General features: G+C 60.8%; 22 protein-coding genes. 8 read left to right on the forward strand and 14 right to left on the reverse strand.

Annotation, left to right across the window (positions count from 1 at the left end; all coding sequences use genetic code 11):
- Positions 1 to 170: 170 nt before the first annotated feature.
- The 5 genes from efeO (AC07V9_RS28200) to AC07V9_RS28220 form a co-directional block, all read right to left on the reverse strand.
- Entirely contained in the window at positions 171 to 992 is an 822-nt protein-coding gene (gene efeO / locus AC07V9_RS28200; RefSeq protein WP_495018899.1) for an iron uptake system protein EfeO, read from the reverse strand.
- 27 nt (positions 993 to 1,019) lie between these two features.
- On the reverse strand, positions 1,020 to 2,342 hold the full coding sequence (gene efeB, locus AC07V9_RS28205; RefSeq protein WP_495018900.1) for an iron uptake transporter deferrochelatase/peroxidase subunit: 1,323 nt from the start codon (positions 2,340 to 2,342) through the stop codon (positions 1,020 to 1,022).
- A 66-nt stretch (positions 2,343 to 2,408) separates the two neighbouring features.
- Positions 2,409 to 3,617 (reverse strand): iron uptake system protein EfeO, encoded by a 1,209-nt coding sequence (efeO, locus tag AC07V9_RS28210; protein ID WP_495018901.1) that lies wholly within the window; start codon positions 3,615 to 3,617, stop codon positions 2,409 to 2,411.
- An 8-nt stretch (positions 3,618 to 3,625) separates the two neighbouring features.
- Positions 3,626 to 4,495: an iron uptake transporter permease EfeU gene (efeU, locus tag AC07V9_RS28215; RefSeq protein ID WP_495018902.1), complete on the reverse strand. Its 870-nt coding sequence runs from the start codon at positions 4,493 to 4,495 to the stop codon at positions 3,626 to 3,628.
- Positions 4,496 to 4,815: 320 nt separating this feature from the next.
- A complete protein-coding gene (locus AC07V9_RS28220; RefSeq protein WP_495018903.1) occupies positions 4,816 to 5,709 on the reverse strand; it encodes a LysR family transcriptional regulator in 894 nt (297 codons plus the stop codon).
- 149 nt (positions 5,710 to 5,858) lie between these two features.
- On the opposite strand from AC07V9_RS28220, the gene AC07V9_RS28225 reads away from it, so the two are divergent.
- The 4 genes from AC07V9_RS28225 (at position 5,859) to AC07V9_RS28240 (ending at position 10,241) form a co-directional block, all read left to right on the forward strand.
- Positions 5,859 to 7,151, forward strand: coding sequence for a CitMHS family transporter (locus AC07V9_RS28225; RefSeq protein WP_495018904.1), 1,293 nt, complete (start codon positions 5,859 to 5,861; stop codon positions 7,149 to 7,151).
- Positions 7,152 to 8,510 (forward strand): acyclic terpene utilization AtuA family protein, encoded by a 1,359-nt coding sequence (locus tag AC07V9_RS28230; protein WP_495018905.1) that lies wholly within the window; start codon positions 7,152 to 7,154, stop codon positions 8,508 to 8,510. It begins immediately after the preceding gene.
- Complete coding sequence (locus AC07V9_RS28235) at positions 8,507 to 8,830, forward strand: AtuA-related protein (protein ID WP_495018906.1); 324 nt, start codon at positions 8,507 to 8,509, stop codon at positions 8,828 to 8,830. The genes AC07V9_RS28230 and AC07V9_RS28235 overlap by 4 nt, the downstream gene beginning before the upstream one ends.
- 439 nt (positions 8,831 to 9,269) lie before the next feature.
- Entirely contained in the window at positions 9,270 to 10,241 is a 972-nt protein-coding gene (locus AC07V9_RS28240; protein ID WP_495018907.1) for a hypothetical protein, read from the forward strand.
- Positions 10,242 to 10,368: 127 nt separating this feature from the next.
- Here AC07V9_RS28240 and tal read toward each other — a convergent pair whose 3' ends face one another.
- Positions 10,369 to 11,295: a transaldolase gene (tal, locus tag AC07V9_RS28245; protein WP_495018908.1), complete on the reverse strand. Its 927-nt coding sequence runs from the start codon at positions 11,293 to 11,295 to the stop codon at positions 10,369 to 10,371.
- A 542-nt stretch (positions 11,296 to 11,837) separates the two neighbouring features.
- Between tal and dusA the strand changes: the two genes are divergently transcribed.
- The gene (gene dusA, locus AC07V9_RS28250; RefSeq protein WP_495018909.1) at positions 11,838 to 12,848 is read left to right on the forward strand and encodes a tRNA dihydrouridine(20/20a) synthase DusA; all 1,011 of its coding nucleotides are present in this window, start codon (positions 11,838 to 11,840) and stop codon (positions 12,846 to 12,848) included.
- A gap of 78 nt (positions 12,849 to 12,926) precedes the next feature.
- On the opposite strand, the gene AC07V9_RS28255 is transcribed toward dusA, so the two are convergent.
- The 7 genes from AC07V9_RS28255 to xylA form a co-directional block, all read right to left on the reverse strand.
- Positions 12,927 to 13,211 (reverse strand): type II toxin-antitoxin system RelE/ParE family toxin, encoded by a 285-nt coding sequence (locus AC07V9_RS28255; RefSeq protein ID WP_495018910.1) that lies wholly within the window; start codon positions 13,209 to 13,211, stop codon positions 12,927 to 12,929.
- The gene (locus AC07V9_RS28260; protein ID WP_495018911.1) at positions 13,201 to 13,443 is read right to left on the reverse strand and encodes a CopG family ribbon-helix-helix protein; all 243 of its coding nucleotides are present in this window, start codon (positions 13,441 to 13,443) and stop codon (positions 13,201 to 13,203) included. Before AC07V9_RS28260 ends, AC07V9_RS28255 begins: the two co-directional genes overlap by 11 nt.
- A gap of 132 nt (positions 13,444 to 13,575) precedes the next feature.
- The gene (locus tag AC07V9_RS28265; protein WP_495018912.1) at positions 13,576 to 14,166 is read right to left on the reverse strand and encodes an eCIS core domain-containing protein; all 591 of its coding nucleotides are present in this window, start codon (positions 14,164 to 14,166) and stop codon (positions 13,576 to 13,578) included.
- A 75-nt stretch (positions 14,167 to 14,241) separates the two neighbouring features.
- Positions 14,242 to 15,378 (reverse strand): sugar ABC transporter permease, encoded by a 1,137-nt coding sequence (locus AC07V9_RS28270; RefSeq protein WP_495018913.1) that lies wholly within the window; start codon positions 15,376 to 15,378, stop codon positions 14,242 to 14,244.
- A complete protein-coding gene (gene xylG / locus AC07V9_RS28275) occupies positions 15,375 to 16,949 on the reverse strand; it encodes a D-xylose ABC transporter ATP-binding protein (protein ID WP_495018914.1) in 1,575 nt (524 codons plus the stop codon). Before xylG ends, AC07V9_RS28270 begins: the two co-directional genes overlap by 4 nt.
- Before the next feature lie 194 nt (positions 16,950 to 17,143).
- On the reverse strand, positions 17,144 to 18,145 hold the full coding sequence (xylF, locus tag AC07V9_RS28280; protein ID WP_081569488.1) for a D-xylose ABC transporter substrate-binding protein: 1,002 nt from the start codon (positions 18,143 to 18,145) through the stop codon (positions 17,144 to 17,146).
- Between the two features lie 244 nt (positions 18,146 to 18,389).
- On the reverse strand, positions 18,390 to 19,709 hold the full coding sequence (gene xylA, locus AC07V9_RS28285; RefSeq protein WP_495018915.1) for a xylose isomerase: 1,320 nt from the start codon (positions 19,707 to 19,709) through the stop codon (positions 18,390 to 18,392).
- Between the two features lie 164 nt (positions 19,710 to 19,873).
- Between xylA and AC07V9_RS28290 the strand changes: the two genes are divergently transcribed.
- A complete protein-coding gene (locus AC07V9_RS28290; RefSeq protein ID WP_495018916.1) occupies positions 19,874 to 21,061 on the forward strand; it encodes a XylR family transcriptional regulator in 1,188 nt (395 codons plus the stop codon).
- Between the two features lie 63 nt (positions 21,062 to 21,124).
- Complete coding sequence (locus AC07V9_RS28295) at positions 21,125 to 22,051, forward strand: Gfo/Idh/MocA family protein (protein WP_495018917.1); 927 nt, start codon at positions 21,125 to 21,127, stop codon at positions 22,049 to 22,051.
- Here AC07V9_RS28295 and AC07V9_RS28300 read toward each other — a convergent pair whose 3' ends face one another.
- The gene (locus AC07V9_RS28300; protein WP_495018918.1) at positions 22,052 to 22,297 is read right to left on the reverse strand and encodes a hypothetical protein; all 246 of its coding nucleotides are present in this window, start codon (positions 22,295 to 22,297) and stop codon (positions 22,052 to 22,054) included.
- A 375-nt stretch (positions 22,298 to 22,672) separates the two neighbouring features.
- On the opposite strand from AC07V9_RS28300, the gene AC07V9_RS28305 reads away from it, so the two are divergent.
- Positions 22,673 to 23,686: a GNAT family N-acetyltransferase gene (locus tag AC07V9_RS28305; RefSeq protein ID WP_495018919.1), complete on the forward strand. Its 1,014-nt coding sequence runs from the start codon at positions 22,673 to 22,675 to the stop codon at positions 23,684 to 23,686.
- Positions 23,687 to 23,721 lie beyond the last annotated feature (35 nt).

Consider the following 23,721-nt stretch of genomic DNA (forward strand, 5'->3'; position numbering starts at 1 on the left):
TGGGAGCGAATTCATTCGCGAAAAATCGGACAGGCGATGCAGATGTGTCGGATGTGCCGGCCAATCGCGAATGAATTCGCTCCCACAGAGTGAACATGCGCCCGACTGAACAGACAAAAAAAGCCCGCCTGCCGATGACTCGGCAGGCGGGCTTTTCAGTGCGTTGAAACTCAGTTCAAACCGAGCTTGCCACGCATTTGCGACAGGTCTTCAGCCAACGTGTTGACCGGGCCGGTCAGGGCCTTGCGATCGTTTTCCTTCACTTTGTCGTAGGTTTCGAAACCGCCATCCTTGGTTTTGTACTTGGCCAGGATCTTGTCCACGGTCGCGAAGTTCTTGTCGACTTTCGCTACGAAGGCAGCGTCGGACTTCTGCAGTTGTGGCTTGAACAGGTCGACGATTTTCTTCGCGCCGTCTACGTTGCCCTGGAAGTCATACAGGTCGGTGTGGCTGTAACGGTCTTCTTCACCGGAGATCTTGGTGGCAGCGACTTCTTCGAGCAGCGCCGCAGCCCCGCCGACCACTTTCTCTGGCGGGAAGGTCAGGCCGGCAATGCGCGCTTGCAGGTCCTTGACGTCAGTTATCAGCTTGTCAGCCAGTGCTTCCTGACCCTTGGTGGTGTTTTTGGCGAACAGTGCGTGCTCCAGACGGTGGAAGCCGGTGAAGTCTTCAGCTTCTACGCCGTTCTCGTGGTCGTCTTCACGGGAGTCGATCGACTTGTCCAGGTCGTCGAACAGCTCGGCGATCGGCTCGATGGCCTCGTAGGCAATGCGAGTGGTCGGGTACAGTTTCTTGGCGGTCGCCAGATCGCCTTTCTTGATGGCGTCGGTGAACTTCTGGGTGTCAGCGGTCAGTTTGTCGACGTTTTCGGTGACGTAGATCTTGTAGTCGGAAACCGGTGTGACCAGATCCAGCGGTGCCGTTGCCGCGAACACGGACGGGGTCTGCAACAAGCCAAGGGTAACCAACAGCGCGAGAGGCGACTTTTTCATGGAGCTCTTCCTGTGAGGTAAGGGTTGTCAGGCAGTTTTTGTTTTTACAGCAGAAGCTGCGGCCAGCAGCGAGCGACCGATGTAATCGTTGTTGTCCTTGACGCCCGGCAGGGTGAAGAAATAACCCCCGCCGGTAGGCTTGAGGTATTCCTCCAGCGGCTCGCCGTTGAGGCGGGTCTGCACGGTGATGAAGCCTTTTTCCAGATCCTGCTGGTAGCAGATGAACAGCAGGCCCATGTCCAGCTGGCCGTTCTTCATCACGCCATTGGAATAGTTGAACGGTCGACGCAGGATCAGGTTTTTCTGCGAATCATGGGTGCGCGGGTTGGCCAGGCGGATGTGCGAATCGAGCTTGGTGACCTTGCCTTCCGGGTCCTTGGTGTAATCCGGGACGTCGGTTTCGGTCTTGCCATCCATCGGTGCGCCGGTGTTCTTGGTGCGACCGAAAATGCCTTCCTGCTCCTGCAGCGGAGTACGGTCCCAGCGCTCCACCAGGTTGCGAATGATGCGCACGGCCTGATAGCTGCCGTTGACGGCCCAGGCGGGCTCGTCGCCGTCTGGCTGCACCCAGACCACTTCATTCATGATCTTCTGATTGTTGGAATCCGGGTTGGCCGAGCCGTCGCGGAAGCCCAGGAAGTTGCGCGCGCTTTCAGGCTGCTGGCCCGGTTTGAGCGGAGCCTGGGCAGGCACGGTGCCTTCCTGTTTCCAGCGCACCAGCAACAGGTCCGGCAGGTTTTTCACGATGTCGCGCAGGGCGTGGATGTTGCTGTCCGGGGCGTTGGAGCAGAACTGAATGCTCAGGTCGCCATGGCAGCAGGCCGCTTCCAGCGCATCGTTGGGGAAGCCGACCATGCGCTGCAGGCGCTTGGGCTTGACGTGCTCCAGACCAAAGCGCTCGTCGAACAGCGAGTCGCCCACCGAAACGGTGATGGTCAGGTTGTCCGGGGTGACCACCGGACCGAGGATGCCGGAGTCCAGCGGCGGCAGTTTCGGATCGACCTGCGGCACTTCACCACCGGTCATCAGAAACGCGATGCGCTCGTTGAGCGTGCGGAACAGACGCTCCAGGTCCTCGCGGTCCTGGGCCAGCACATCGAAGGCCACCATCATGCCGGCGGCAGGGCGCGGGGTGACGATGCCGCTCTGGTGGGTGCCGTGGAACGCGTTGTGGTCTTGAGTCTTTTCGCTTTTCGGGGCTTCGGTCACTTGCGCAGGTGCGTTGGTCGCGGCAAGGGCATTGCCTGCGATGCTTGCACCGGCAATGGCGGCACCGGCCGCGCCGAGGCCCATCAGGACACGGCGGCGTTCAGCGGAAATCGGGGCGTTGGATGAATCAAAGTCTTTCATGTGAATGCTTTCTTCGCTCGGGTTTCGGGGCCGGGCGGGCGCAAGAGGGCACCCGCCAGGGCACGCTTACAGGCCGGTGAGGCCCAGGGCCGGATCGATTCCATCGAGTGCATCGGCCAGAGCCTTGGCCTTGTCTGCTATTTGTTTTCGTTGTTCGGTGCTGACCTGGTCATACGGCGTGTAGCCGCTGTCGGTCTTGAGCATCAGCAACTGGTCGTCCAGTGCGGTGCTGGCGTCGTCGATCTTCTTCAGGACTTCGCCCCAGTTTTTGGCCAGCAGCGGACGCAGCAGGTCGACGACCTTGCGCGTGCCTTCCAGATTGGCGGCGAACCCGGTGAGGTCCAGATGGCTGTAGCGCTCTTCTTCGCCGTTGCTGCGGATTTCCGCCAGGCTGCGCATGTTGCGCACCACCATATTGGCCAGTTGTTCCGGCGCGATGCTCTGGGCCAGCAGCTGGGTTTTCAGGGTCGCGATGTCGGCTTGCAGCTTTTGCGCGACTGGCGACAGGCCGTCCACGGACTTCTGCGAGAACAGGCCAAACTCGATGCGGTGGAAGCCGCTGAAGCCTGGGTCCTGCTCGCGTTTTTCGAAGTAGTCGGCGCGGGCGTTGATGGCGTTGTCCAGCTCCGCCAGACGCTGCGCGGCAGGGGCGATGCGCTGGTAGGCCGCGCGGGCCGGGGCGTAGGCCTTTTGCGCGGCAGCCAGGTCGCCGCTGTCGATGGCCTGTTGCAGGTCGGTCACCGCGCGGATCAGCGCGCTGCTCTGGGTGCTCAGGTAGACGCGGTACTCCGACAGCGGACCGATGAAGGCAACCATCGAAGGACGGGCCTTGGCCGCGGCTTCGGATTCCGCAGTCGGGGTTACGTGCAGCACGCCGCGCGGGTTGCTCAGCAGGCCGCATGTGATGGCGTAGTCGCCGGGTTGCAGGTTGGCGTTGATGATCTGGCTCAGGCCCGGAACGATGTTTTCCCGCTCCTCGACCACCAGCACGCCGTCGAGAATTTCCCATTCCACGGCACGCTCGGAGGCGTTGACGATGCGGAAGGCATTCTTGCCAGCAGGCACGGTGATTTCGTTCGGCTCGCAGTTCTTGGCGTGGATGGTAACCACCGTCTCGTTGCCGGTGTTGGCCACGCGTTTTTTCTGCGCGGCCTGGGAGGCGAAATAGAACATCGCGCCTGCGGCGATCATCAGCAGCACGGAGCCCGCAACAGCGAATTGCAGGGCGCGCTTAGGCTTGGCTTTCTGGGGAGGAAGGCCGGTCTGACTGGTCATGGTTGCCCTTATTTATTCGTAACTGAAGAAGTGTGGCCGTGTTCGTGGGCCGGGCGGGTGGGCAGACTCACCACCCGCGCTTGCGGCTTGAAGAACAGGAACAGCGCAAAGACCAGGTAGGCCAGGTACGCCACCAGCACGCTGACGCTCGGCGCATCCTGATAGCCGAACATGCCGGCCAGCACCGAACCGGTCGGGCCGTCCATCGGCAGGATGGCGCTGATGTCGAAGACCACGTCCTGGAAGTGGTTCCAGATACCGGCTTCATGCAACGAACGCACGGAGTTGGCGAGGATGCCCGCCGCCACGACCAGGATGAACAGGCCGGTGTAGCGGAAGAAACGGCTGAGGTTCAGGCGCAAGCTGCCTTTATAGATGGCCACGCCAATCGCCACCGCGATGATCAGTCCGAACAGCGCACCCAATGGGCCCGAGGCGCCCTCGCTCTGCTGGAACACGGCCAGCAGGAAGAACACGGTTTCCAGGCTCTCGCGAGCCACGGCGAAGAACACCATGGCGATCAGGGCGTAGGTCTGGTTTTTCGAGCCGGCAAGGGCGGCGTCCAGGGACTGATGCAGGTCATGCTTGACCGAGCGGGCGACCTTGCGCATCCACACGACCATGGAACTGAGGATCACCACGGCCACCAGGCCGACGACGCCTTCGAACAGTTCCTGTTGTTTCTGCGGGAATTCGGCGCTGACCATTTCCAGGCCACCACCGACGAACAGCGCCAGGGCAGCGGCCAGAAACACACCGATCCACACAGCGGGCATCCACTCGCCACGGCCGGTCTGTTTGAGGTAGCTGGCAATAATGCCTACGATAAGCGCGGCTTCAATCCCTTCGCGCAGCATGATCAAAAAAGGAACGAGCATTTATCACCGGTGTAAATCTGATAGTGTGTGCAGCGTGAACGCGTTGTAAAGCCATTCGCATTCAGCCAATGTGTAACATAATGATACTCATTATTGAATGAGCATACTTGTTTTTTTGCTTTTTTCAGGAGTTGTGCAGGTGTTCAGGTGGCGTTCAGCCAGTGCAACGCCGGACAGAAAAACGCGGTGGTTACAAATGGCTGCTTTATCGCAATCCTGTAGGAGACGTCGGAGGTTACGACGGCAGCGAGAGCGTCAGGTCTGGCAGTGATGTGTCGTTTGGCAGCCCGCTTCGCTGCCGTCGTAACCTCCGGCGTCTCCTACAGGGATCGTGGAGTCAATGAGCGCTTCATCACCTCCACAAACCGCTGCGCCGCCGGGCTCATCCCGAATCCCGCTCGGGTAATCAAGCCGATCTCCCGGTTCACCCCGGCATGCTCCACCCGCACCTGCGCCAGATCGCCACGGCCCTCGTCAGCTGATTCCGGCAGCAGCGTCATCCCCAGGCCTTGCCGCACCAACGCCATGACCGTGGACATGTAGTTCGCTTCCAGCCCCGGCGTCAGGGTCTGGCCTGCTTCGGCGAACAGTTGCTCCACCCGCTCGCGCACGCTGCTGTCTCGGCCCGTGAGGATGATCGGCTCGCCTGCGATGTCCGCCAGCACAATCGAATTCCGCTCCGCCAGCGGGTGGTCCAGGGGTACGAACAGACTCAGGCGATCGACCATCACCACCTCGAAATCCAGCCCGTGACTCATACGCGCCCGCACCCCCAGGCCAAAATCCACCTCGCCATCACGCACCAGGGCGTCGATGCGTTGCGCCACCACATCGCGCAGCCGCACTTCGACACCAGGGAACTGCTCACGAAACGTTTTCAGAATCGGCGGCAGCGCCCCGGCACACAGCGAGGGCAGGGCGGCGATGGTCACCACGCCTCGACGCAACGCCGCCAGGTCCCGCGAGCCGCTGACGATGTTGTCCAGGTCCAGCAGCAGTTTTTCCATCGGCCCGCGATTGTTCTGCCCGGCAGCGGTAAGGCTGACCTGACGTGGGCTGCGTTCCAGCAGGATCACGCCGAGCCATTGCTCCAATTGCTGGATCTGCACGGTCAGGGCCGAGGGGGAGAGATTCAGCTCGATGGCGGCCTTGGCGAAGCTGCCGCTGTTGGCCACGGCCAGAAAGGCGCGGATGTGCTGGATCGAGTTTTTCATTAAAGGTATCTCAGGGTGTTGATTCGTTTTTTTCGAATGTGATGCTGCGAACATTTCAATTTACAAAGCTTACCCCCGTTTCGATACTCGCTGAAAACAACAACAGCTCATTGCGCCGCGCGCCGGTCAGGAATGACAAGGATCAGCCCATGCTCCCCACCCTCGGTGTCATCACCATTCTCTGTTTGCTCGCCGCCGTCATGAGCAAGCGCCTCTCGCCTCTGGTTGCCCTGATCGCCTTGCCGATCATCGCCGCGCTCATCGGCGGTTTCGGTCTGCAGACCAGTGGCTTCATCATCACCGGTATCAAGAACGTCGCCCCCGTGGTCGGCATGTTCGTGTTCGCCATTCTGTTCTTCGGGGTGATGACCGATGCGGGGATGCTTGACCCGATCATCGACCGCATCCTGCGCACGGTGGGGACGCGTCCTACTCGAATCGTCGTTGGCACGGCGCTGCTGGCCTTGCTGGTGCACCTGGATGGCTCAGGCGCGGTGACTTTTCTGGTGACGATCCCGGCCATGCTCCCGCTTTACACGCGGTTGGGCATTGATCGTCGGATTCTGGCCTGCGTCGCGGCGATGGCGGCGGGGGTGAATTTTCTCCCATGGACCGGCCCGGTGCTGCGCTCATCCGCGGCGTTGCATGTGCCGGTTTCCGAGCTGTTCCAGCCGCTGATTCCGGTGCAGATCGTTGGCCTGGCTTTCGTCTTTATCAGCGCCTGGCTGCTGGGGCATCGCGAAGAGAAGCGCCTGGGTCTTGGTGCAGGCGCAACTGTGGATGTGGTGCCCGAGCGCGTCCTGACCGAGCAGGAAGAAGTGCTGCGCCGCCCGCGTCTGTTCTGGCTCAATCTGTTGCTGACCATCGTGGTCATGGCCGTGATGATCGCTGGTTGGGTCGATCCGGTGGTGATGTTCATGGTCGGCACCGTGCTGGCGCTGTGCATCAACTACCCCAACGTCGATGCGCAACGGGCGCGCATCGACGCCCACGCCAAGACCGCCCTGACCATGGCCAGCATTCTCCTCGCAGCGGGTGTGTTCACCGGCATCATGCAGGGCACCGGCATGCTCAAGGCCATGGCTGAGGTGGCGGTGGCGCAGATTCCGGCAGGCCACGGCAAGCTGATCCCGATGGTGGTGGGCTTCCTGTCGATGCCGCTGAGCCTGCTGTTCGACCCGGATTCCTTTTATTTCGGCGTGATGCCGGTGATCGCCGAAGTCGGCCGCGCCCTGGGCGTCGACCCGCTGCAAGTGGCCCAGGCCTCGCTGCTGGGCGTACACACCACTGGCTTCCCGGTCAGCCCGCTGACCCCCGCGACCTTCCTGTTGGTGGGCCTGTGCAAGGTCGAACTCGCCGACCATCAACGCTTCACCATCCCGTTTCTGTTTGCCGCATCGGTGCTGATGACCCTCACCGCACTGCTGCTGGGAGTGTTTTGAATGAAAACCCTACGTATTGGCTCCGGCGCCGGTTATTCGGGCGACCGCATCGAGCCTGCCGTGGAGCTCGCCGACCAGGGCGCGCTGGATTATCTGGTGTTCGAATGCCTGGCCGAACGCACCATCGCCCTGGCGCAACAGGCTCGACTGGCCCACCCCGACGCCGGTTACGACCCGTTGCTCAGCGAGCGCATGCGCCGCGTGCTGCCCTTCGTGTCCCGAGGGCGTGAGCCTGGGCAAAAACGCCTGCGGGTGATCAGCAACATGGGCGCGGCCAACCCGTTGTCTGCGGCGCGAGAAGTGCGGCTGATCGCGGCTGGACTGGGCCTGCATGGCCTGACTGTCGCGGCGGTGACCGGCGATGACGTGCTCGCGCAGTTGAGCCCGGATCAGGTGTTGGACAACGGCGCTACCGTCGGCGATCTGGGCGATCGGTTGATCTCCGCCAACGCGTATCTGGGGGTTGAAGGCATCGTCGAGGCCTTGCGCGCCGACGCCGATGTGATCATCACCGGGCGCGTGGCCGACCCGTCGCTGTTCCTCGCGCCGCAGCTGTTCGCGTTCGGCTGGGCGCAGGATGACTGGACAAAACTCGGTCGCGGCACCTTGATCGGCCACCTGCTCGAGTGCGCAGGGCAGATCACCGGCGGCTATTTTGCCGATCCCGGGGTCAAGGAAGTGCCGGATCTGGCACGCCTGGGTTTCCCGTTGGCAGAAGTCGATGCCGAGGGCCTGGCTGTGATCAGCAAAGTGGCAGGTTCCGGTGGCCGCATCGACACCGCGACCTGCACCGAGCAGATGATCTACGAAGTGCACGACCCCAGGGCCTACCTCACGCCCGATGTGACAGCGGACTTTTCCGAGGTGTCATTCAGCGTGGTCGCGCCCAATGAAGTGCGAGCGCAGGGCGCCGCAGGCCGTGCGCGGCCTGACGCGCTGAAAGTGTCGGTGGGGTATCTCGATGGCTGGATCGGCGAGGGTCAAATCTCCTACGGCGGCCCCGGCGCCCTGGCCCGCGCGCAGTTGGCGCGGGAGGTGGTGCTTGAGCGGTTGAAGATTACCGGCGTGGTGTTCGATGACATACGTGCGGAGTTGATCGGAGTCGATTCGTTGCACGGGTTCGAGCTGGGTTCACGGGCGTCGGGCGAGCCTTGGGAGGTGCGCCTGCGGGTCGCCGCCCGTTGCGCCGACAAGGCTGAAGCGGTGCGTGTCGGCAATGAAGTGGAAACGCTGTACACCAACGGCCCTTATGGCGGCGGCGGGGCGACCAAGGCGCTGCGGCAGGTGGTGGCGGTGGCGTCATTGCTGCTGCCCCGTGAAACGGTCACGCCCCGTGTTCATCTGGAGGATGCATCATGAGCGCGGTTAAATTGCGCGACCTGGCCCACTCGCGGACCGGGGACAAGGGCGATACGTCGAACATTTCGGTGATTGCCTTCAGGGCCGAGGATTATCCGCGGTTGGTTGAACAGCTGACGGTTGAGCGGGTGACGGCGCATTTTGCCGGGCTGCTGGATCCGAAGGCCGGGGCGGTGCGGCGGTATGAGTTGCCAAATGTGCAGGCGTTGAACTTTGTGCTTCCCGGCATCCTGAAAGGAGGCGTCACCCGGTCGCTCGCGCTGGATGCGCATGGCAAGGCATTAGGGGCGGCGTTGCTCGATATCGACGTTGAGCCATAACGATTTGGGTCAATGGGCGAAGTTCGCCCTCGGCGGGAATGAATTGTTTGTTTAGCTAACCCCCGCACGCATCGACTCAAGGGTCTTGACAATACAAAGGTCAGTTCCTTGACCATAAAGTGTTTTGCTCTTTTATCTATCGCAAAACAGTCTATGGCGTGAGTGGTAAAAAAGGACTGATTAATAAGGGGTTTTACTGGAAGCAGTCGCAGAAGGGGAAGGCGGCGCTGAGTCAATATAAATCGTGTGTATACTTCGAATGCGGCTATCGATGTACACAGCATTTTAAAATCGCATCAGTTGCACGTTTAGAGCGGTTTACGGCTTGAGTCGCCGCTCCCACACCCTCTTTTAATTGACTGACAAGAGGCTGAGTGGAAGTCGTCGGACCTATCAGGCTCCGTATGCGCTCTTACTCTGTGAAAAAGGAGTTTCCGTCATGCCACTTGATCCATCAGAAGGTTATCCCTACACCCCACCCACTCTCGCCATGGCAGCGGGCGATGAAAGGCGGCAGGCTTATCAGTTTGCAGTGGACGTCGACATCGCCATGCGCCAGCACTACGCGCAGAATCTGAAAAAGTTGTCAGTGACGCTATACCCACTCCTGTACGCGGAGGCGACATTCAGTGGAGGACGCTATACGTTTTGCGTTGATGAACACACCACCTATGTTCGCCAGGAAGTCAGCCCTGTTTATACAGTGCTCAAAGCCATCGCTCATATTCCATTGGGTATCTATTCTATTATTTTTCCTTACGCCGAACATTCGGCCAATGCGCAGTGGTATGTGCCCCTGACTGCGTTTAAACAAGCCGTGAACGATGTTTTGTTGCGCGTGCAGCTATTAGGTCTGTCCGATGAAACATTGGATTCCAGTACCCGAATTCTCCACGCTGCGCGGAACTTTATGCAGACGATCTTGAACAACGGAAAGTTTGAGATCAAAGAGTATGAAGCATTTTGCCACGCTATTGGTGACGACATATTGACCAACCAGACCGCCGCAGCCGTTGATCAGGTCAACGTTATGCGAGGCCATCTCGACGAATGGCGAAATCTTGTGGGGCAAGACCTCTGGGACAAAATGTACGTGGTCTTTCAATGCATATGGACCGTGTCGAAAGAGAGCGCCCATGAGCAGATCATCAAATCCATGATGAAGCCTGAGTTTCATGAAACGCATATTGTGGTGTCCGAGGTGGTTCCCACATTGGAGCAGGCTCGACTCCTGCTTGCCCGAATTCTGGCTGACCGCGTACTGGCCGCGGCCGTCTTCAACAAGGACGCCCGGCCTGAATTTGCGCAAAATATCTATTCACTCTCCACGGAGCGCGATCTGCTGGCCAAATCAATCGAGAGTGCTATCGGCTCCAAAGGTCCCTCGGCTTGTCCCATGGGACACGGCTAAGGAGCCGTCGCGACAGTTGTCTTTTGATGCCCCTCAGACACACTTCAGTGCAAAACGCTGAGCGCGCCAGACGAAAAAGAAGGGCGACACCCCCAAGGATGCCGCCCTTTCATTCAACTTAAGGCAATCACTTCTTGGCAGAGAGCAACGCCTCAAGTTTTTCCTGATCACGGGCGAACTGGCGAATACCTTCGGCCAGCTTCTCGGTAGCCATGGCATCTTCGTTGGACGCCCAGCGGAACTGGCTTTCGTTCAACGTCTGACGAGGCTCGCCGCCGTTGCCTGGCTTGAGCTTCTGCACCAGGGAACCGGTGTCTTCCGACAGCTTCTGCAGCAGGTCCGGGCTGATGGTCAGGCGATCACAGCCTGCCAGTTCTTCGATCTGGCTCAGGTTGCGGAAGCTTGCGCCCATCACCACGGTCTTGTAGTCATTGGCCTTGTAGTAGTTGTAGATGCGGGTCACCGATTTGACGCCCGGATCTTCCGCGCCCACGTAATCCTTGCCTTCGGCTTTCTTGTACCAGTCGTAGATACGGCCAACGAACGGGGAAATCAGGAACACACCCGCGTCGGCACACGCCTGGGCCTGGGCAAACGAGAACAGCAGGGTCAGGTTGCACTGAATGCCTTTCTTTTCCAACTGTTCGGCAGCCTTGATGCCTTCCCAGGTCGAGGCCAGCTTGATCAGAATGCGGTCACGACCGATGCCGAACTCTTCGTACAGGCCCACCAGACGCTCGGCCCGTGCGATGCATGCCTGGGTGTCAAAGGAAATGCGGGCGTCGACCTCGGTCGAAACGCGGCCGGGTACGACCTTGAGAATTTCGCGGCCAATGGCAACGGCGAAGCGGTCGCTGGCCAGATTGATGTCGCCATTGCTGCCACTGAAGGCTTCTTTCAGGCGCTCGGCGTTGCTGTCGTTGGAACCGGCTTTGAGCAAGAGAGAAGGGTTGGTGGTGGCATCAACCGGCTTGAGCTTTTCGATGGCAGCGAAATCGCCGGTATCAGCGACGACGGTGGTGATCTTTTTGAGTTGTTCCAGCTTGGAAGTCATGAGCGTGCTCTGTCCTGTGGGTTTGATGACATTACCCGAGCGCCGCCGGTCACTCAAGGGCGTAAACCGTATCGAACACGCCGATTTAGAGGCCTGCGTTTGCGCAAACAGCATGCCTCTGGTTCAGCTGCATGCCCGGGCAAGAGCCGAGTGTTCGGCGGGGTATCCGGGTACATGACGATCGGTCGCCGAAGGGGGCGGACATTCGATTCAGACTGCTTGGAGCCTTGTAGGCGAAGGTCGTTCCCTCCCGATCATCGATTGCGCCTTCATACACCCTAGCCAATGGATTACAGCTATGAGGCGAACCCACGCTATCAACTGAAACATTTGCGCGATACATTGGCTCCATCAACTGAAGCAATGGAACGCTTCAGCGATCAAGGACGATCAGCCATCGCCGCGCAGCGCTGCCGACAGGATGTCGGGATGGCCTTGAACTGAAAAACGACCCGCTTCGGCGGGTTTTTTTATGGCTGAACGCTCTCGCGCCAAGCTGGTAAACTACGCGCCCATTACGCCTGACCCGCCTGACCGCTCCCATGTTGCCAATGACCGCTACCCCGCCTTCCAGCCTGCCTGCCGCGCCTTCGCGTCGTTTTTCCGTTGCCCCGATGATGGACTGGACCGACCGTCACTGCCGGTTCTTCCTGCGCCTGCTGTCGAAAAATGCGCTGCTCTACACCGAAATGGTCACCACCGGCGCCTTGCTGCATGGCGACAGCGAGCGTTTTTTGCGTCACGACCCGAGTGAGCACCCGCTGGCGTTGCAACTGGGTGGCAGCAATCCGGCGGATCTGGCGGCCAGTGCGCGTCTGGCGCAGGCCGCGGGGTATGACGAGGTCAACCTCAACGTCGGCTGCCCGAGCGACCGGGTGCAGAACAACATGATCGGCGCGGTGTTGATGGGGCATCCGCAATTGGTCGCTGATTGCGTCAAGGCCATGCGTGACGCGGTGTCGATTCCGGTGACCGTCAAGCACCGCATCGGCATCAACGGCCGCGACAGCTATGAACAACTGTGCGAGTTCGTCGGCACCGTGCGCGACGCGGGCTGCACCAGCTTCACCGTTCATGCGCGCATCGCCATTCTCGAAGGGCTGTCGCCGAAGGAAAACCGCGACATCCCGCCGCTGCGCTATGAAGTCGCCGCGCAGTTGAAGCAGGATTTCCCGGACCTTGAGTTCATCCTCAACGGCGGCATCAAGACCCTGGAGCAATGCCAGGAACACCTGAACACCTTCGACGGCGTCATGCTCGGTCGCGAGGCCTATCACAACCCTTACCTGCTGGCCGAAGTCGATCGCGAGCTTTTTGGCGGCAGCGCGGCGCCGATCACCCGCGCCGAAGCGTTGGCGCAGATGCGGCCTTACATCGCAGCGCACCTGCGCGACGGCGGCTCCATGCATCACATCACCCGTCACATGCTGGGCCTGGGCACGGGCTTCCCCGGCGCGCGTAAATTCCGCCAGCTGCTGTCGGTGGACATTCACAAGACTGACGATCCGTTGGGCTTGCTGGACAAGGCGGGGGAGTTGTTGGAGGGGCGTTGAGTTCGTCAAGGCTGCCGCAAAGCCGATGCTGGAAGTCCGTCCAGTCCATCATCGGTCAGAGTCTTGACCGCGGTGCCTTCACCCGTTGGAGCGCGGCCGTTGCCGTGTGTGAAATACGCCCAAAATCTGCAGGCGATCACCACGCAACCGATATGGAATCAAATAGGACCAATCCGGCACCACCCACTCCCGCGTGCCGTTGACCCGCCCCTCGCGACCCATGGTCGGGAAGAGTGCGAGGTTATCCACGCTCGCGAAGACAGCATCGGAAAAGTCGTCAGCGGCCTCCGGATTCTCAAGGGCGATATAGCGGGCTTCGTCTTCCAGGTTTTTCAGGGCTTTATCCAGCCACTCAACCCGCATTCGCACTCCAGCGCCGTGCCCGCATTGCAGCCACTTGTTCATCCGTGGCGAACTTGCCCTCGTCGGCTTCTTTCACAGCCCATTCAATGTGTGAGGTGAGGGCTTTTTCGTGCTCGATGTAGTCGCGCAGGACATCCATAGCCAGATAGCTCGGACTTTGGCCATTGTTTTTGGCTAGCTCCACGAGGGAATCCGATAAGTCGTCAGGCAGGTTCAGCGATATTCCGGGCATGGACGCCTCCGTTTTCAAAACTGGACAGGCCGCATCTTACACCCACAAGGCGAGTGGCTAATCGACAGGTTGTCGCCAGGTATATCGTTGGGTCATCGGTGCTGACCTGACCCGGCGTGGTTTGCATCAGGCCTACGGATCCAGCCCCCGCAACACACGCCCCACCTTCGTCTGTATCTCATACGCCGGCGCTTCCACGGTGTTGAAATCCTGGGTATAGCGCTGGGCGAAGCCGTCGACGCCCCATTCCTGATATTGCTGCACGTGCTTGAGTTCGTGGGCCCAGAGCGCGACGTCGTTTTGCGCCGCTTCTTCGGTGCGAAAGACGATGATGTCGATGAGGGTGACGGCGCCGATGTCGGGGTTTTGCAGCATGGCGTTGGCGGCGCTGAGTTCGCCGTTGTCGCCGACCTTATACAGTGTCGCGTCGAGCACGCTGGGTGGGTACCAGCGCAGCAGCTTTTCACGAATGGCATCGGGGATCGGCTGGGTGAGGCCGCTCGCGGCTGCGGCGCGGGACTGGCTGAGCCACAGGGCGAGGGCCGGCCCGGCGATCTGGGTGACGTCGGTGGGCATGCCGCTGCCCAGCACCTGGCCGATGTCCGGCAGGCAGAAGCAGCCGCTGAGGCAGATGAGTTTTTCCCCGGTCGGGCAAGACACAGGGTCGGCAAGGGCACTCGCGCTGAGGCAGGTCAGGAGCAGGGCGAACAAGGGCGAGCGCATCGGGATTCCGCATAAGGGGCTTGGCGCCAGTTTAGCGGGTGATCGGTTTCTGTAGCAGCGCCAGCCAGTCGGGTATCACCTGCGCCCAGTCCGCGTACTCACATCCACCCACACCGCCAACACCAGAATGCTGCCCTTGACGATCATCTGCCAGTAGCTGTCGACATCGAGCATCGACATGCCGTTGTCCAGGCTGGTGATCACCAGCGCGCCGAGCAATGCGCCGTAGACCGTACCCGAGCCGCCGCGCATGGAGGTGCCGCCGATGAAGCAGGCGGCGATGGCGTCCAGTTCACCCATGTTCCCCGCCGAGGGCGAGCCTGCGGCCAGTCGCGCGGTGTTGACCAGCCCGGCGAGCGCGCACATTACGCCCATGATGCCGAAGATCCACAGTTTCACGGCCTGCACGTTGATGCCGGACAGGCGCGTGGCTTCCATGTTGCTGCCCACCGAATAGATGCGCCGGCCGAACACTGTCTGGCTGGTGATGTAGCTGAACACGCCGAGCAGCACCAACAGCAGCAGCACCGGCACCGGAATGCCGTCGTAGCTGTTGAGGGTGTAGACGAAACCGGCCAGCACCGCGCCGATTGCCACCACGCGCAAGGCATCACGCAGGAGCGAGTGAGCAGCCAGGCCGTGCAATGCGCGATTGCGACGCTGGCGCCAGGTAAGGAACAGCGTCAGGGCAAACAGCAGCACCCCCAGGACAACGCCCACCAACGGCGGCAGGTAACCCTGGCCGACATACACCAGTTGCGGCGACACCGGGGCGATGGTCGTGCCGCCGGTGATGCCCAGCAAAATCCCGCGAAACGCCAGCATGCCGCCCAAACCAACAATAAAGGAAGGGATGCGCAGGTAGGCCGTCATGCAGCCGTTGGCCAGGCCGATCGCCAGGCCACACAACGCCACGACCCCGAGGTTCAACACCAGTGGCACGTGATAGACCACGTCGAGAATCGCCGCCACCCCGCCGAGCAAACCCAGCAGCGACCCGACGGACAGGTCGATTTCGCCGCTGATGATCACCAGCACCATGCCGCAGGCCAGGATACCGGTGATGGACATCTGCCGCAGCAGGTTGGAGAGGTTGCGCGGGGTGAGAAAGCCGCCTTCGGTCTGCCAGCTGAAAAACAGCCAGATCACGGCGATGGCGATGACCAGCGCGAGCATTTTGTAGCGGGTGAACAATTGTTTGACCTGATTCATGTACGCGTTTCTCTCACAACACTGGGCTGATCGTTATCGTTATGGGTGCCCGCAGGGTGCAGGGCGGCGGCCAGTACCTGCTCCTGGGTCAGGCCTTGGTTGATGAAGTCGCCGCGCAGCTGGCCTTCGCCGATCACCAGCACGCGGTCCGATACGCCGAGCACTTCGGCCAGCTCCGAGGAGACCATGATGATCGACACGCCACTGGCGGCCAGCGCGCCCATCAGTTTGTAGATTTCGTATTTGGCACCGACATCGACGCCGCGAGTTGGCTCATCGAGGATCAACACCCGGGGTTGGGTCAGCAGCATCTTGGCCAGCACGGCCTTCTGTTGATTGCCGCCGGAGAGGCTGGTGATTGGTAGAAACGGGCTCGCGGTCTTGAGGTGCATACGCGAGATTTCCTTGTCGATGCTGCCCAGTTCCGCTTCGGCGTCGATGCGGGTCAGGTGCGAGAAACTGTCGAGCACCGCCAGGGTGATGTTCTGGCCGACGCCCAGATCGGGAATGATGCCTTGGCGTTTGCGGTCTTCGGGGACCATGCACAGTCCGGCGCGAATCGACTTGAGCGGCGTGCGCGTGTCGACGGGTTTGCCCTCCAGCCAGACCTCTGCTTCATAGCGGCCGGGGTAGGCGCCGAACAGCGCCGACACCAGTTCGGTACGACCGGCGCCGACAAGCCCGGCGATGCCGAGAATTTCCCCTCGCTTGAGGCTGAAGGAGATGTCGTCGACCCGCTTGCGTTTGGGGTTGTCGACGTCGTAGCAGGTGACGTGGCGCGCTTCGAAGATCACCTCGCCGATGTCGTGGGGTTCGGTGGGGTAGAGGTTGCTCATTTCGCGGCCGACCATCTGCGTGATGATCCTGGCGATGTCCATGTCGGCCATGGCTGTGGTCGCGATGTGTTTGCCGTCGCGAATTACCGAAATGGTGTCACAGACCGCCGCCACCTCATCGAGCTTGTGAGAGATATAGACGCAGGCCACGCCCTTGGCCTTGAGGCCGCGAATGATGTCCAGCAGCACCTCGATTTCCGAGCGGGTCAGGGCCGAGGACGGCTCGTCGAGGATCAGCAGGCGGGCTTTCTTGTTCAGCGCCTTGGCGATTTCCACCAGTTGCTGGTAACCGCCGCCGTATTGCGACACCGGCAGCGAGACGTTCATGTCCGGCACCTTGAGCTCGCGCATCAGGGCCTCGGCGCGGTGGATCATCGCCGGGTAGTTCATGCGCCCGCCGGGCAGGGTCAGCTCGTGGCCCATGAAGATGTTTTCCGCCACCGAGAGGTCGGGGACGAGGGTCAGCTCCTGGTGGATGATGACGATGCCCGCGGCTTCGGTTTCGCTGATCGATTGCGCCTTGAGCGGCTGGTCTTCCCAGAGGATTTCACCCTCCCAGGTGCCGTAGGGGTAGACCGCCGAGAGCACTTTCATCAGCGTCGATTTGCCTGCGCCGTTCTCGCCACACAGGCCGACGCATTCGCCGGGGCGCACCTTGATGTCGATGCCGTTCAGGGCTTTGACACCACCAAAGGTTTTGACGATGCCGTTCATTTGCAGCAGGTAGTCGGACATTGCGGGGTCTCACACAAAAGCCAAAGGCGGGTGCAACGTGGCCGGTTTGCGCAAAACCCTGTGGGGCCGAATTCATTCGGGAGACGTGGTAACAGGCGATACATCCATGCCGAATGTACCGGCCCATCCCGAATGAATTCGGTCCCACAGGTTTCGCTTCACGGCAGCCGATCGGGTCTGTTCAACGCGATCCGTTATTTCCCCGCAATCTGATCCTTGGTGTAGAACCCGTCCTTCTCCAACAGGTCGATGTTGTCCTTGGTCAACGGCGTTGGCGTCAGCAGGATGGTGTCGACCTTCTTGGTGCCGTTGTCGTATTGCGAGCTGAAGGCTGGTTTTTCGTTGCGCGCCAGTTGCACCGAGAGCTTGGCCGCCTCGGAGGCGATGAGTTTCAGCGGCTTGTAGACGGTCATGGTCTGAGTGCCATCGATCACGCGCTTGACCGCGGCAAGGTCGGCGTCTTGGCCCGAGATGGGCACTTTGCCGGCGAGTTTCTGTGCGGCCAGTGCCTGGATCGCACCACCGGCCGTGGCGTCGTTGGAGGCGACGATGCCGTCGATCTTGTTGCTGTTCTTGGTGAGGGCGTTTTCGACGATGCTCAGGGCTTCGGTCGGGTTCCATTCCTTGACCCATTGCTGGCCGACGATCTTGATGTCGCCCTTGTCGATGGCCGGTTGCAGCACCTTCATCTGACCTTCGCGCAGCACCTTGGCGTTGTTGTCGGTGGGCGCGCCGCCGAGCAGGAAATAGTTGCCCTTGGGTTGGGCCTTGAGCACGCCCGAGGCCTGCATTTCGCCGACCTTTTCGTTATCGAAGGAGATGTAGGCGTCGATGTCGGCGTTGAGGATCAGCCGGTCGTAGGACACCACCTTGATCCCGGCTTTCTTCGCTTCGGCGACCGCGTTGGTCAGCACGGTGGCGTTAAAGGGCACGATGACGATCACGTCGACGCCACGGGAAATCAGGTTTTCGATCTGGGAAATCTGCTTCTGCTCGTTGGCGTCCGCCGATTGCACGAAGACTTTGGCGTCCATTTTTTCTGCCGCCGCCACGAAGTAGTCGCGATCCCGGGACCAACGTTCAAGGCGCAGGTCGTCAATGGAGAAGCCGATTTTCGGGTGGGCCGAGTCGGCCATGACCGGGAGGCTGAGCAGGGCCAAAGCACTGGCGAGCAAGGTGCGTTTCAGGTTTTTCATTGTGGTGCGTCCTTTTATTTTTGTTTAGAGGCACTTCCTGAGCGTGGAGCGTGTCGCGGGTGAAACTGTAGATACTTCTCCCGCGACGTGGCGCAGAGAATTGTCGCGAGATTGTCACTGTCACGGTGATGGCTCCAAAACACATCCCAGTAGGAGCGCGCTTGCCCGCGACAGGGTAGGCACATTCAATATTTTCATTGCACGGGATTGTGTGATCGCGGGAAAGCGCGTTCCTACGAAGCGTTTATCGCGAATAAATAAACCGGTTCACAACCCCTTCGAGCATCTCCTGTCGGCCACTGACGGCCTGCGGATTGAAGTCGTTATCCAGCGCGTGCTGCGCAATGGATTCCAGGCTGAAATCTCCCGACAGCACAGCCCGACCGAACGGCTGTTCCCAGCCTGCATAGCGCTGGGTCTTGAACTGTTCGAGCACGTCGTTCTCCACCATCGCGGCGGCGCGCTCGAGCGCCAGGGCCAGAACGTCCATGGCCGCGACGTGGCCGTAGAACAGGTCGACTTCATCAAGGCTCTGGCGGCGTACCTTGGAATCGAAGTTGAATCCGCCATTCTGGAAGCCTCCGGCCTTGAGGATTTCATAAGTGGCCAGGGTCATTTCCTCGACGCTGTTGGGGAACTGGTCGGTGTCCCAGCCGTTCTGCGGATCGCCGCGGTTGGCGTCGATGCTGCCGAAGATGCCAAGGGACGCGGCGGTGGCGATCTCGTGATGAAAGCTGTGCCCGGCGAGGGTCGCGTGGTTGGCCTCGATGTTGACCTTGATCTCCTTCTCCAGGCCGTACTGGTGCAGAAAACCAAAGACCGTGGCGCTGTCGTAGTCGTATTGGTGCTTGGTCGGTTCCTGAGGTTTGGGCTCGATCAGCAGGTCACCCTTGAAGCCGATCTTGTGCTTGTGCTCGACCACCATGCGCATGAAGCGCCCCAGTTGCTCGCGCTCGCGTTTGAGGTCGGTGTTGAGCAGGGTCTCGTAGCCTTCACGGCCCCCCCACAGTACGTAGTTCGAGCCCTTGAGGCGCTGGGTGGCGTTCATTGCGTTGAACACCTGGGCGGCCGCGAAGGCGAACACTTCAGGGTCCGGGTTGCTCGCCGCGCCTGCGGCAAAGCGCGGGTTGCTGAAGCAGTTGGCGGTGCCCCACAGCAGCTGGATGCCGCTCTGTTGCTGGTGCCGTTCCAGCTCGTCGACCATCTGCGCGAAGTTGCGGGTGTATTCCTTCAGGCTCGCGCCCTCGGGGGCAACGTCGGTGTCATGGAAGCTGTAGTAGTCGATGCCCAGCTTGGAAAAGAACTCGAACGCCGCCTCTGCCTTCAAACGCGCCAGTTCCATGGCATCCCCCGGTTTGGCCCACGGGCGCTTGAAGGTGCCGACGCCAAACATGTCGGCCCCTGGCCAGACGAAAGTGTGCCAGTAGCAAGCGGCCATGCGCAGATGCTCGCGCATCGGCTTGCCGAGAATCAGCTTGTTGGCGTCGTAGTGGCGGAAGGCGAGGGGCGAATCGCTGTGGGGGCCTTCGTAGCGAATCGTGTCGATATCGGGGAAGCAGGGCATCGAAGTATTTCCTTATTGTTCTGGGCGTTGTCCCGATACTAGCAACGGCGTTGGGCCTGCCGATTACGAAAATCACCAACTCGGTGTTCGATTTTGAGTATTGAGATTCCCTGTTCGCAGGCCTAGTCTGTGCCGACCTGTTTCGCAGGCCTGGGGGAACAACAATGAAAACCGTCCCGCCCGTTCACCGAATTGCCCTGCTGTTCAACGGCGGCAAGATCTACGATCGCGGCATCATCACAGGCATCGGCAATTACCTGAGCAGCACGCGCGCGTCCTGGGATCTGTTCCTTGAGGAGGATTTTCTTTGCCGGCTCAAGGGCATCGAGCGCTGGCAGGGCGATGGGATCATTGCCGACTTCGACGACCCGCTGATTGGCGAGGCCCTGGCCGCGAGCAAGCTGCCGGTGGTGGCGGTGGGCGGCTCCTACGAAGACCCGGCGGCTTACCCGAAAAACATCCCCTACGTGGCCACCGATAATTTCGCCCTGATCAAGCTGGCCTACGAGCACCTGATCGAGGCCGGGCTGACCCGTTTTGCTTGCTTCAGCCTGCCCGAAGCCCAGAGCAATCGCTGGGCCCAGGAGCGGGAAAAAGCCTTTCGCCGCCTGCTGCAACGGGACGGCTTGCGCGGCGAGATCTATCGCGGTTTGAGCACCAGCGCGCCACTGTGGGACAGCGCTGTTGAGCAACAGATCGCCTGGCTGCGGAGCCTGCCCAAACCCATCGGCATTATTGCCGTCAGTGACGCCCGCGCCCGCCAGCTTTTGCAGGCCTGCTTGACGGCGGGCATCGCGGTGCCGGAGCAGGTGGCGCTGATCGGCATCGACAACGACCCGCTGACCCGCACCCTGACGCGGGTGCCGCTGAGTTCGGTGATTCAGGGCACGCAAAGCATGGGCCGCATGGCCGCGCACATGCTGCACCAGATGCTCCACGGCATGCCGTCCACCACCCATCAGATTCTCGTGCCGCCTGAGGCGATCAACGTGCAGGCGTCGAGTCTGCACCAGCCGCTGGGCAACCCTTACGTGATGCAGGCGCTGCATTTCATTCGCCAATACGCCTGCCAAGGCATCAAGACCGCGCAGGTGGCCGGTTACGTCGGCATTTCCCGGTCTTCACTGGAATCGCATTTCCGCAAGGAGCGCGGCCGCAGCGTGCACGACGAAATCCTCAATTTCAAACTGGCGGCTGCGGCGTCACGTCTGCAAAAGACGGACTCGGCCATTGCTGACATCGCACAGAACTGCGGCTTCAAATCCGCGCAATACCTGCACACCGTGTTTCGCCGCGAGTTCGGCTGCACCCCGCGTGAATATCAGCAAGGGGCGTCGGCTGCGGTTCATTGATTCTGGAGCGCCCGTATGAGGGCGCATCCGTTCATAACAACGACAAGATCACAGGAGTCATCGATGCATCCGATTCGTCTAGGGCTGGTGGGTTACGGCAAGATCGCGCAAGACCAGCATGTGCCGGCGATTCGCGCCAACTCGCAGTTCGAGCTGGTGGCCGTGGCCACGTTGGGGCAGCACTGTCCGGGTGTAGAGAATTTCAGCTCGCTGGCCGAGCTGTTGGACAAAGGTCCGCAGGTCGATGCCATTGCCTTCTGCACCCCACCGCAAGGGCGTTTCGCCCTGGTTGAAGAGGCGCTGAAGGCAGGCAAGCATGTGCTGGTTGAAAAGCCGCCATGCTCGACGCTAGGCCAGGCTTTTGCGTTGATCGAAGGCGTGCATGCCGCCGGTGTGACCGGGCTGTTCGCCTGGCACTCGCGGTTTGCGCCGGGAGTGGCCAATGCCAAGGCCTGGCTTGAGGGTAAGGCCTTGAAACAAGTGCGCGTCGAGTGGAAGGAGCAAGTGCGCAAGTGGCACCCCGGCCAGACCTGGATCTGGCAGGCGGGTGGGCTGGGGGTGTTCGATCCGGGCATCAACGCGCTGTCCATCGTCACCGAACTGCTGCCGGGTGCGCTGTTTGTCGAATCTGCGGCCCTCGACGTGCCGGGCAACTGCCAGTCGCCGATTGCTGCATCGCTGAACCTGCGCAACGCCGAGCAGGTCGAGGTGTTGGCCGAGTTCGATTTCGATCACAGTGTAAACGAGCTGTGGCGTATCGAGTTGCAGTGCGATGAAGGCGTGATGCGCCTGGATTGCGGCGGTGCGCAGGTGAGCCTTGATGGCGTGGCTCAGCAGACCTCCGAGGAGGGCGAGTACCCGGCGATGTACCGGCATTTTGCGCAGCTGATTGCCGAAGGGCGCAGTGATCTGGACCTGCAGCCGCTGCGCATTGTGGCGGACAGCTTCTTTGTCGGCAGCAAGGCGACGGTGGCGGAGTTTTATGAGTGATTAAACACCGGTCTGCTTCTGGCCGGAGCTGACTTGTGGGGCCTCTGTGGGAGCGAATTTATTCGCGAAGGGCAGGTGCAGTCGACACATCTCTATCGACTGCAACGACGTCTCGCGAATGAATTCGCTCCCACAGGGATCACTGCCCTGCGAGCGTTCCCATCCACTCAACACAAAACCATTCTTGTGCAGCAGCGTGCGGCTGGGGATCGAGTTGCGGTCGATGCCGCCCTGCAGGTTGTCCACTGCCCACCAATGAGAAACGGACAGCCGACGCGCTGGAGAAATGGGTTTCAGAGAGGCACGACGCTCGACAGGGCGATCGAGAAAGAAACAATCAGCATCAGCAAAATGGTCATGTTGACGGACATGGTTTCAACTCCTTGAAAAGAGGTCGCCATCATCCCTGTCCTCAGCGGCCAAATGAAGCGTGTAAGTTTTTATGTCGACTATCGATCATATTGATACATAACGAAATTTCGCAGTCGGCGGGGACGTCGTATCGACCGCAGGGCTCGGATCCCGTGGCCTCCGAAGCCGTTTCTCACGGCGTCCGACTTAAATTTCCCGCACCTGCCCACGTCATGTTTTACAACCGACATTGACTACGTGAGCCCTCCCATGTCTTTCCAGCCTGACCCGACGTCGTTGCCGCTGCCCTCCGGCAATTGCCTTGGCGCCGATGAAACCGACACCCGTTTGAGCCTGGTGCTGGAGGGGCAGCCGTTGATTCGGCTGCGTCTGGAGCGCGGTGCTGATCTGCGTCTGTCTTTGCACGAGGCTGGTCACCCGCCCGGTGGCAACGCGCTGTGGGCCGCCTGTTACTGGTTGTTTGCCCGGGACTCTGAATGTCAGCGCCTGATCTGGTCGCTGGAGCACACACCGGATCAGGTCCTGCGCAGTGGCTTGCTGCTGCCAGGGGCCATCGCCGGTCAATACATCTGTGAGCGCACGCTGTTCTGGCAACTGCCGCAACCCTGGCTGGGCGAGCCTTTCAGCGGCGTGTACCCGCAACAGATGGCGATCACCGATGGCAAGCGTCACCCCCTGCGCGCGCCCAAGCCGCGGGGCGAGGTGTACCGGCGCTTCGATGCGCGGCTCGGCGTCTGGGTGTCGTTGCGCACCGTGGAGATCGAAGGGGATGTCGAGCGCTTCAATCGCTGGCAGAACAACCTTCGTGTACTGGCGTTCTGGCAGGAAGGCGGCACCCTGCAGCAACACCGCGAGTACCTGAGCAAGCTGGAAGCCGACCCCCATACGCTGACCCTGATCGGCTGTTTCGACGATGAGCCGTTTGCCTATTTCGAAGCGTACTGGGCCAAGGAGGATCGCATCGCGCCGTTCTACGACGCCGGGGATTACGACCGCGGCATCCACATGCTGGTCGGCGAAGAGCACCACCGCGGCTCACACAAAGTGGCCAGCTGGCTGTCGGCGCTGGTGCATTACCTGTTTCTCGATGACCCGCGCACCCAGCGCGTGGTGGCCGAGCCCCGCGCCGATAACCAGCGCATGATCGGGCACATGCACAACCAGTGTTTCCACTGCGAGAAAGAGTTCGACTTCCCGCATAAACGCGCGGCGCTGATGATTCTGGGGCGTGAGCGTTTTTTTGATCGCTGCTCGTTGAAGTGAGTCTTCGTTGAGCCGACTGTCAGCCGAGGCCGCAG

The organism is Pseudomonas sp. GW821-FHT02A11 (assembly GCF_059421985.1).